We start from the raw sequence: 4524 nt of genomic DNA, 5'->3' as shown, positions 1-4524 counted from the left end.
TCGAGCGGGGTGGCCAGTAACGCGAGCCAGAGGGCGGGTACGGGACGTGGCTCCGGCGGTGGGGCGGTGCTGGGGAGCGGTCGGATGCGGTCGAGCAGGGACATGGCGGACTCCGCGGCAGGGTCGGGCGGGAGCGGGAGGGCGACGCGTGGGACAGCGGGGCGCGAACCGTTCAGACGGTGGTGACGACGTCGTCGTAGGCCAGGCGCGGCAAGCGCGGGAACCAGGCGTTGTCGCCCGGCCTGCCGATGTTGACGACCATCAGCGGGGTGTGGTCGTCGTCCAGGAACTCCTTCTGGACGCCGGTGATGTCCAGGCCGGTCATCGGGCCGGCGGCGAGGCCGGCGGCGCGGACGCCGACGATGAAGTACGCGGCCTGGAGGGCGGCGTTCAGCGCGGCGGACTGCTCGCGGACCGGGCGCTCCGCGAAGAAGACGTCCTTGGCCTGCGGGAAGTGCGGGAGCAGGGCCGGGAGTTCCTCGTGGAACTCGTTGTCGGCGGAGAGGATCGCGACCAGCGGGGCGGCGGCGGTCTTGGCCCGGTTGCCCTCGGCCATGTGCTTGACCAGGCGCTCGCGGGCTCCGGCGGAGCGGACCAGGGTGATGCGCAGCGGGGTCTGGTTGAAGGCGGTGGGGCCGTACTTCACCAGGTCGTGGATCGCCTGGACCTGCTCGTCGGTCACCGGCTCGTCGGTGAACGTGTTGGCGGTGCGGGCCTCACGGAAGAGGAGGTCCTGGGCGGCGGCATCGAGGACGAGTTCGGACATGGCGTGCTCCTGTCGTTCAGCCTTGATAATCTCAACGTTGAGATAAATGGAAGCAGTGCGACTCGCTCAACGTCAAGTCTCTTAACGTTGAGAAGATGTCCGTTGAGAGGAGTGGGGCGATGAGTGATGCGGTGGACGCGATCATCCGCCAGTGGGTCCAGGAGCGTCCCGACGTGGAAGGGGACCTGTGGCCGGTGCAGCTGTTCGCCCGGATCCAGCGTCTGGCCCGGGTCGTGGAAAAGTCCTGTAAGGCCGCGGCGGCCGCTCACGGCGTGGAGTACGGCGAGTTCGACGTGCTCACCACGCTTCAGCGCTCGGGCCCGCCGTACGCCCTCACCGCCGGCGCCCTCGTCAAGGCGTCCATGGTGACCTCCGGCGCGATCACCAATCGCATCGACCGGATGGAGGCGAAGGGCCTCGTCGAGCGGATCCGTGACACGGGTGACCGGCGCACGGTGAAGATCCGCCTCACCGATCACGGCCACGAAGTCACCCGGGCCGCCTTCGCCGACCACCTCGGCAACTACGGCCGGCTTCTCGCCGGCCTGGACCGCGACCTCATCAGGGAGACGGGCGACGGCCTGCGCCAGGTGCTGGAAGCCCTCGACGACACGGGGATCGACTGATCAGGGGCGTCTTGAGGGACACTCGGGCGGTCGGTCCGCAGGGCAGGCCCGGCCGGCGGCACCCCTCCCGCCCCGCCCGTCAGCCTCCGGCAGTCGCCGGTCGCCCAGGGAGGGGCCCCTTTCCTGTGCCGCCCCCCCCACGCCGCCGACCACAGCGTGGACGCCCCCTTGACGCACCCCGGACACCGGCCGACACTTCCCAGGTAATCCTAGTGAACAGGTAGGGAAGCAATGGGGAGCATCGAGCCGGGCGCCGCCGACGCGAGCCGTACGCCGGGGCCGTCCCCTCTGCTCACCTCCCGCCGTCACATCGACCTCCTCCGCGTCTCCAGCGCCATCGGCTCACGGGACTGAGCCGAGCCGAGTCGTGCCCGCTCGCGGCCGGACCGCCGCCGTTCCCGCCGTGCGTGCCTCCACGCCCCCGCACCCGAGGAGAACCATGTCCGTCACCCCGCTCGCCCCCGCCCCCGCCTTCCGGGGACGCATCGGCCGCGACTTCCGCAGCGGCCACTACGCCGTACCGCGCCGCTACCGCCTCCACCTGTCGCCCGGCCACGACGACTGTCTGCGCATCGCCGTCGTCCACAGCCTCCTCGGCCTCGACGAGGTGTGCCCGGTGACCCTCCTCGACCCCGGCTCCGACTGCGCCGACGGCGGTCACCCCGCGCTGCGTCCGCTGTACGAGGCGAGCGCCCACCGCTACCGGGGCCCGGCCGTCGCGCCGGTGCTCAGCGACGACTGGTCGGGCCGGATCGTCAGCACGCACGCGCCCGACATCATGCGCGACCTCGCCCGGCACTTCTCCGCCGCGGGCCCCGAGCTGTACCCGTGCGGCGAGGACACGGCGATCGCGGCCGTCGAGCAGCTCTGCGCACGCGCGGCCGACCCCGCCGTCCTCGACCTGCTGGAGGAACGGCTGACCGCCCACCCCCACGTCCTCGGGGAGCGGCTCACCGCGGCCGACGTCGAGGTGTGGGTGGCCCTGACCCGGCACAGCGCCGTCCACCGCACGGACCGCCACCCCGCCCTGTGGTCCCACGTGCGGCGCCTGAGCGCCCACCCGGCCTTCGCACGCCATCTCACGGGCCGTCCCACCTGACGGAACGACGTTGACACGAGCACGGTCAACTGCCTTACTTACGGACCAAGAACGGTCATGAGCGTCAGCGACAAGCCCTGGCTGGCTGACCGGCAACCCTCGCTCCGCGGTGGGGTGCCCCAGGTGACGACCGGACCGGATGACACTTCGGTAAGCGCGAGGCCCACGAGGGCCGGACAGTGACGGTGACGGACATGTACGCAGCTCCCAGGACGGCGGACCGCCGCCCCCAGGGCGCCGTACGCCCGTACCCGAGCCCGCTCGTCGCCGACCGGACCGTCGATCTGCTCCGCGTCAGCAGCGCACTGTGTACCGACCGCGGCCGCGGCCGCCGACAGGGCTGACCTCCTTCCCGGACCCCAGCCCTCTCAGCGGTCGCCCGGCCACGACGAACACCGCCCGCGCGGTGTGCCGTTGTCCGCCCCGCCCCGGTCCCGTGCCTTCCCCCGTGCGCCGCCCTGCGCCGCGGAGCGGCTCCCGCCGCGCCACCGCGCCGTAGCGGCTCGGCGCCGACCGCACGACCCCGGGGTGTCCGCATCCACCGGAGTCCTCCCATGAGCGAACCCCCGGGCGCCGCCGTCTCCCTCGCCGAGGCACCGCCCGCCCTCGACAGCCCCCAACCACCCACCGCGCAGCGGGTCCTGCCGCTGCGCCGGCCCGGCCGCTGGATCGCGACCGCCGCCGTCCTGGTCGTCGCCGCCCAGATCGTCCACGGCCTGGCCACCAACCCCTTCTACCAGTGGGACCGCTTCCGCTACTGGTTCCTGCGCCCCACCATCCTCGACGGCCTCCTCGTCACCCTCGAAGTGGCCGCGCTCAGCGCCGTACTCGGCCTGCTGGGCGGCATCCTGCTCGCCCTCGCCCGGCTCTCCGGCAGCCCCGTCCTGCGCGCCGTGAGCTGGACCTACACCTGGCTGTTCCGGTCCGTCCCGCTGATCGTCGTCCTGATCTTCCTCTACAACTTCTCCGCCCTCTACCAGACGTTGAGCCTGGGCGTCCCCTTCGGACCGGCCTTCGTGACCTTCGACGAGTCCCGGCTCGCCACCGACATGGCCGTCGCCGTCGTCGGCCTCAGCCTCAACGAGGCGGCGTACGCCTCCGAGGTGGTCCGCGGCGGCATCCTCTCCGTCGACCAGGGCCAGCACGAGGCGGCCGCGGCCCTCGGCCTGCCGAAGGGCTACCAGTTCCGCCGGATCGTGCTGCCGCAGGCCCTCAGGTCCATCACCCCGAACTACGTCAACCAGCTCATCGGCCTCATCAAGGGCACGTCCCTGGTGTTCTACGTGTCCCTGCTCGACCTGTTCGGCTCGGTGCAGACCATGGGCAGCACCTACCCCGGCGACATCGTGCCGCTGCTGCTGGTCGCCACCGTCTGGTACCTGGTCCTCACCAGCGCCGTGTCCGTCGTCCAGTTCTACGTCGAGCGGTACTTCGCCCGGGGAGCGACCCGCACCCTGCCGCCGACGCCCCTTCAGAAGGCGCGCGCCGGCCTCACCGAGGTCCGGGCCCGGCTGCGCCGGGAGGCCGCCGTATGACCACCGCCACCGACATCACCCCGGCCGCCCTCGAAGTGCACGGCGTCCACAAGTGGTTCGGGACCCACCACGTCCTCGACGGCATCGAGCTGGCGGTACGGCCCGGCGAGGTCACCGTCGTCCTCGGCCCGTCCGGCTCCGGCAAGTCGACGCTGCTGCGGGTCGTCAACCACCTGGAGAAGCCCGACCTCGGCCATGTCAGCGTCGGCGGCGAGCCGATCGGCGTACGGCGTCACGGCACCCGGCTGAAGGAACTCGGCGAACGGGCCATCCTGCGCCAGCGCGGCCGGATCGGCTTCGTCTTCCAGAACTTCAACCTGTTCCCGCACCTGACCGCCCTCGACAACGTCGCCGCCGCGCCCGTCGCCACCGGCAAACTCACACGCGACCAGGCCCGGCAGCTCGCCCGCGACCTGCTCACCCGCGTCGGCCTCGGCGACCGGACCGGCGCCTACCCCCGCCAGCTGTCCGGCGGCCAGCAGCAGCGCGTCGCCATCG

Annotated in this window: 7 protein-coding genes and 1 riboswitch; of the genes, 6 read left to right on the top strand and 1 reads right to left on the bottom strand. The window is 72.1% G+C overall.

Annotation, left to right across the window (positions count from 1 at the left end):
- Positions 1-172: 172 nt before the first annotated feature.
- Positions 173-766, bottom strand: a complete 594-nt coding sequence (locus GTW67_RS12250; protein ID WP_161164835.1) for a malonic semialdehyde reductase — start codon at positions 764-766, stop codon at positions 173-175.
- A gap of 119 nt (positions 767-885) precedes the next feature.
- Here GTW67_RS12250 and GTW67_RS12245 point away from each other — a divergent pair, with 119 nt between their 5' ends.
- The 6 genes from GTW67_RS12245 to GTW67_RS12225 form a co-directional block, all read left to right on the top strand.
- Positions 886-1392 (top strand): MarR family winged helix-turn-helix transcriptional regulator, encoded by a 507-nt coding sequence (locus tag GTW67_RS12245; protein WP_161164834.1) that lies wholly within the window; start codon positions 886-888, stop codon positions 1390-1392.
- Between the two features lie 231 nt (positions 1393-1623).
- Positions 1624-1746, top strand: a complete 123-nt coding sequence (locus GTW67_RS38140) for a putative leader peptide (protein WP_272920485.1) — start codon at positions 1624-1626, stop codon at positions 1744-1746.
- 85 nt (positions 1747-1831) lie between these two features.
- The gene (locus tag GTW67_RS12240) at positions 1832-2491 is read left to right on the top strand and encodes a glutathione S-transferase C-terminal domain-containing protein (RefSeq protein ID WP_161164833.1); all 660 of its coding nucleotides are present in this window, start codon (positions 1832-1834) and stop codon (positions 2489-2491) included.
- Positions 2492-2544: 53 nt separating this feature from the next.
- A riboswitch (SAM riboswitch) is annotated at positions 2545-2654 on the top strand.
- Positions 2655-2685: 31 nt separating this feature from the next.
- Positions 2686-2835, top strand: coding sequence for a hypothetical protein (locus GTW67_RS12235; protein ID WP_161164832.1), 150 nt, complete (start codon positions 2686-2688; stop codon positions 2833-2835).
- 210 nt (positions 2836-3045) lie between these two features.
- Positions 3046-4026, top strand: coding sequence for an amino acid ABC transporter permease (locus tag GTW67_RS12230; RefSeq protein ID WP_161164831.1), 981 nt, complete (start codon positions 3046-3048; stop codon positions 4024-4026).
- Positions 4023-4524, top strand: a 502-nt coding sequence (locus GTW67_RS12225) for an amino acid ABC transporter ATP-binding protein (RefSeq protein WP_161164830.1), incomplete at its 3' end; no start/stop codon positions are given. The genes GTW67_RS12230 and GTW67_RS12225, both read left to right, overlap by 4 nt.

Source organism: Streptomyces sp. SID5910 (genome assembly GCF_009862125.1).
In the GTDB taxonomy this organism is placed as follows: Bacteria; Actinomycetota; Actinomycetes; order Streptomycetales; family Streptomycetaceae; genus Streptomyces.
The sequence above is the reverse complement of the archived record's forward strand: the minus strand, read 5'-3'. Positions and strand labels throughout refer to the sequence as shown.

Excerpts from the sequence above, each read along its gene's own strand:
- GTW67_RS12245 (WP_161164834.1), top strand. The coding sequence starts at position 886 with ATGAGTGATGCGGTGGACGCGATCATCCGCCAGTGGGTCCAGGAGCGT.
- GTW67_RS38140 (WP_272920485.1), top strand. The coding sequence starts at position 1,624 with ATGGGGAGCATCGAGCCGGGCGCCGCCGACGCGAGCCGTACGCCGGGG.
- GTW67_RS12240 (WP_161164833.1), top strand. The coding sequence starts at position 1,832 with ATGTCCGTCACCCCGCTCGCCCCCGCCCCCGCCTTCCGGGGACGCATC.
- GTW67_RS12250 (WP_161164835.1), bottom strand. The coding sequence starts at position 766 with ATGTCCGAACTCGTCCTCGATGCCGCCGCCCAGGACCTCCTCTTCCGT.
- GTW67_RS12230 (WP_161164831.1), top strand. The coding sequence starts at position 3,046 with ATGAGCGAACCCCCGGGCGCCGCCGTCTCCCTCGCCGAGGCACCGCCC.
- GTW67_RS12235 (WP_161164832.1), top strand. The coding sequence starts at position 2,686 with ATGTACGCAGCTCCCAGGACGGCGGACCGCCGCCCCCAGGGCGCCGTA.